This window comes from Xenorhabdus aichiensis (assembly GCF_028598775.1).
GTDB lineage: Bacteria > Pseudomonadota > Gammaproteobacteria > Enterobacterales > Enterobacteriaceae > Xenorhabdus > Xenorhabdus bovienii.
Genome location: NZ_JAQRFO010000095.1, coordinates 1 through 3,243, shown reverse-complemented (window position 1 = coordinate 3,243; position 3,243 = coordinate 1). Strand labels below are relative to the sequence as shown.

Sequence of the window (3,243 nt, the reverse complement as noted above, 5' to 3'; positions counted from 1 at the left end):
ATCCCCGACAGTGACGAGACTAACAGCCTCAAACAGCAATACCAGCGCCAGCAAGACCAGCTCAGTGAGATTAAGCTCAAAATGCGGGAGCTGCTTGGCGACTACACAAGCCGCTAAGGGCAGGAACTGAGCGACTCTTAAAAGAAGAAAGCCGGAAGATCACGGGGATCTTTCCGGCTATTAGGTTTCATCAGTTATAATTTGAGCATTGCTAGTTGAATTTTTGCTTCTAATCCAAATAAATCATTTGCTGAATCTAAATAAATGGGATTTTCCCAGTTAAAGTCTTTAATTAATGCCAATTTAAACTGTCCATCAATTTCGAATGAGGATCTCCAGCCTATGTCTAAAAGATATCCATTAGGAAATTCTACCTGCAACATATCTTCTTTTAATTCATCAAGTTGATTCTCAAGCGGAATATCATTTCTAATAAAAAAATCATTAAAAATGATCACACCGCTTTTTTTTGAAAAATCAATGTTCATTATTTTGTCAGTTTCCTAAATTCGTTCAGAGAAATTGGATGTCCGTGAATAGTACCACCGCTATATTCAACTCTTATCCATTGACTTGGTTTACCTTCACTAGCCCCGATAATTTCCCCCATATCTTGAACTTTCCAAGGCTTACCATTCGTAACTGGTTGACCTGTTTTATAAACAGAACGTTCTAATGCTTCAATATTAATCTCAGGCGTATATTTAGCAGGCCCAGATTTCGTTGATTTGACAATATCTTTCCAAGACATATTTTTCTGAGGGAAATGCTTAAATCCATGATTAGTCCAATCTGGATTTAACAATTTATCGCAGTCTTTACCCGCTAATCCGAACGGGTCTACCCATCCAGTGGGATTATGCACATAGCCATAGGGATTCACCCCGCCCAGCAGCCCTATCGGGTCTTAGGGAAGGTTCCGGCACGGTTATACTGTTTTAAGCGATTTTTTCTTTTAATATCAGCTTATTAAAGAACCGTTTTTACCCGTTCCGCTCATCACCGCGAACCTAAAACGCCGAGGTGAGCTTTTGTCCTGCGATCGCTGCAAGCCATGGTGCAGTATAGCGGTCATTTTCTGCCATGATTGACTGAACAGCCTGATTTTGTGACGCCTTTCACTTTCGGCAACGGGCGAACGTCGCCCGGCTTGCCGGGCGGCGGGCGGCCGTTCTGCGGGTGCGGGCGGCACAGAGCCTGCAAGCGGCGCCTTGCGACGCTCTGGATCACCGGCGTTTCAGATTGGGCACGGCTTTGCATGACCGCATTGTATTTCCAAGGGAAGCCCCCTGCGGGGGCTGCACGGGGCGGAGATGGCGAGCACGGCAACGAGCGAGGAGCGCAGCGACTGCGAGCCGCGCGCAGCCAGTGCAGCGGGGTCGGGGCGGGGGAGGTAAAACCGCGGAGGCCGCAGGCCGACCTGCCTTCAGGGGTGTTTGCCGGACGGTGGCAAGGCAGCTAAAGAAGAAGCGGGTTAGATGCCGGATGGGGCACGGTGTTCCGGTTCGGCGCTGTGTTTGCCGAGGACTGGCACCGGTGCTGACAGCAGAAGGCGCAGCCTTGTGCGGCGGCACCCCAGCGATGCCGATAAGCGGGGGCGCCAGACATAATGTGTATTATACGCTGCGAACCGCGGCACAGTGTTGATTCGGGCAGCGGAGCCGTCCGGTGAGTGGCGTATAATTCCCCCACATTATGTTGAGTGGGCTTTGGGCGGCCTGCACGGTCTGAACGGGGGCATCGTGGCTCAGGCCGCCCATTGCCCACGTACCCCCGCGAGCACCGAGGCTGACGGGCAGTCCGGCCACGGTCTGCCCCCGCACCGCTCCCAGCGAACTCAACGGGGACGATCGGGCTGTCCGGTGCGCGGTAGTGTCGGTTCGGTGTCCAGCTCTCCGCTGGCACGGCCTGAACGGCTCTTCGGTGCTTCGGTATGATTATCTGCTTCTGAGAATGCCGGATGCTCACGCTCGGCCGGATGGGTCTGGCTGTGCACCTGCTTGAGCTGTTTGATAGCGACCCGCGTATACACTTGGGTGGTATTGAGTTTTTCGTGTCCCAGCATCGCCTGGATATGGCGGATATCGGCACCGTTGTCCAGCATCTGGGTCGCCATTGAATGCCGGAACAGGTGACAAGCGCCCGGCTTATCAAGCTGGGCCTGCTGCCGGATGGCTTTCGCGGCGATATGCGTCAGGTGCCCCGGGCTGAGCGGCCTGCCCTTTTGCGAGATAAACAGATAACCGCTGTCATGACTTTCTGCCAACTGTGGCCGGATCTGTATCAGATAGCGTGTCAGCCAGCCCAGCGCCCGCTCGCCGATGGGAACAACCCGGTCTTTATTACCCTTGCCTTGATTGATGACCACTGCTCCGCGTTCGAAGTCGATATCCCCCCGCCGAAGCTGACGCAGCTCCATGCGCCGGATGCCGCTGCTCCAGAGGATTTCCAGCATCACCCGGTTGCGAAGCCCCAAGATACTCTGGTCGTCAAGGCTGTCCAGCACCTGCGCGGTTTCTTGTTCACTCAGGATCTGGGCGGGCAACCGCTTCTCTTCTTTCGGTAACACTAACTGCTCAGCCGGGTTGTAGAGAATGTGGTGGCGTTGCAGCAAGTAGCGGAACCATAACCGCAGTGTGCCCAGACGTTCACGCTGGCCGTTATTGCTGTAAGGCTGGCCATCGGCCTTACGGTAGGCACGCAGATAACGCTGCCAGCTTTCCAGCAACCCCAGCGTGACCTGTGCCGGATACTGCACGGTGCGCTGTTCGCACCAGTCCACGAAGGGCAGCAGCCGTTCCCGGTAGCTTTCCTGTGTGCGCGGGCTTTTTCCCTGTGCGGCCTGCGTATCAAGGTACGCTTCCAGTTGCTGGCGTAAGGTGGCGAGCAGGGGATTATGTGGGCTTGTCATCGGATTCTCCTTCTTTTTTTGTTGTGTGAGTAGCAGAGCGGGCTGTACGGCCGGATGGGATTGATTGAGGTGGCCGGAACAGTGTTTTTTGGCGGATGCCGACCACTTTGATGGAAAGCCTTGCCGTCTCTGCCTTTACCGGGATTGAGCTATCCCGACTGTCTGCCGACAACAGGCCGACTGACAGGCGACCGATTGAGTTTTAACCCCGACCGGATAACGTCATACTGCCCGCTCAGGGAACAATAAGGCCACTCAGGTGGGCGGCCTCGCTGTCTGCCCCGTCGAACAGCAGTTCATAGACGAACGTCAGGCCGCGGCGGTGCAGCAAC

The 3,243-nt window shown here is 54.4% G+C and carries 6 protein-coding genes; 1 reads left to right on the top strand and 5 read right to left on the bottom strand.

Translation table 11 applies throughout. The annotated features are described in order from the left end of the window. Positions 1-194: 194 nt before the first annotated feature. The 3 genes from PSI22_RS20915 to PSI22_RS20905 form a co-directional block, all read right to left on the bottom strand. Complete coding sequence (locus tag PSI22_RS20915; protein WP_273581410.1) at positions 195-488, bottom strand: hypothetical protein; 294 nt, start codon at positions 486-488, stop codon at positions 195-197. Next, positions 488-883, bottom strand: a complete 396-nt coding sequence (locus tag PSI22_RS20910) for a hypothetical protein (RefSeq protein ID WP_086107623.1) — start codon at positions 881-883, stop codon at positions 488-490. The genes PSI22_RS20915 and PSI22_RS20910 overlap by 1 nt, the downstream gene beginning before the upstream one ends. Positions 884-961: 78 nt before the next feature. Next, positions 962-1,192, bottom strand: coding sequence for a hypothetical protein (locus PSI22_RS20905; protein ID WP_273581409.1), 231 nt, complete (start codon positions 1,190-1,192; stop codon positions 962-964). Between the two features lie 176 nt (positions 1,193-1,368). On the opposite strand from PSI22_RS20905, the gene PSI22_RS20900 reads away from it, so the two are divergent. After that, positions 1,369-1,647: a hypothetical protein gene (locus PSI22_RS20900; protein WP_273581408.1), complete on the top strand. Its 279-nt coding sequence runs from the start codon at positions 1,369-1,371 to the stop codon at positions 1,645-1,647. Here PSI22_RS20900 and PSI22_RS20895 read toward each other — a convergent pair. Then, on the bottom strand, positions 1,617-1,808 hold the full coding sequence (locus tag PSI22_RS20895) for a hypothetical protein (protein WP_273581407.1): 192 nt from the start codon (positions 1,806-1,808) through the stop codon (positions 1,617-1,619). The genes PSI22_RS20900 and PSI22_RS20895 overlap by 31 nt on opposite strands. Before the next feature lie 29 nt (positions 1,809-1,837). Further along, positions 1,838-2,911, bottom strand: a complete 1,074-nt coding sequence (xerC, locus tag PSI22_RS20890; protein ID WP_273581406.1) for a site-specific tyrosine recombinase XerC — start codon at positions 2,909-2,911, stop codon at positions 1,838-1,840. Positions 2,912-3,243: the final 332 nt, after the last annotated feature.

Coding starts and splice junctions, on each gene's coding strand:
- PSI22_RS20915 (WP_273581410.1), bottom strand. CDS start 488: ATGAACATTGATTTTTCAAAAAAAAGCGGTGTGATCATTTTTAATGAT.
- xerC (WP_273581406.1), bottom strand. CDS start 2,911: ATGACAAGCCCACATAATCCCCTGCTCGCCACCTTACGCCAGCAACTG.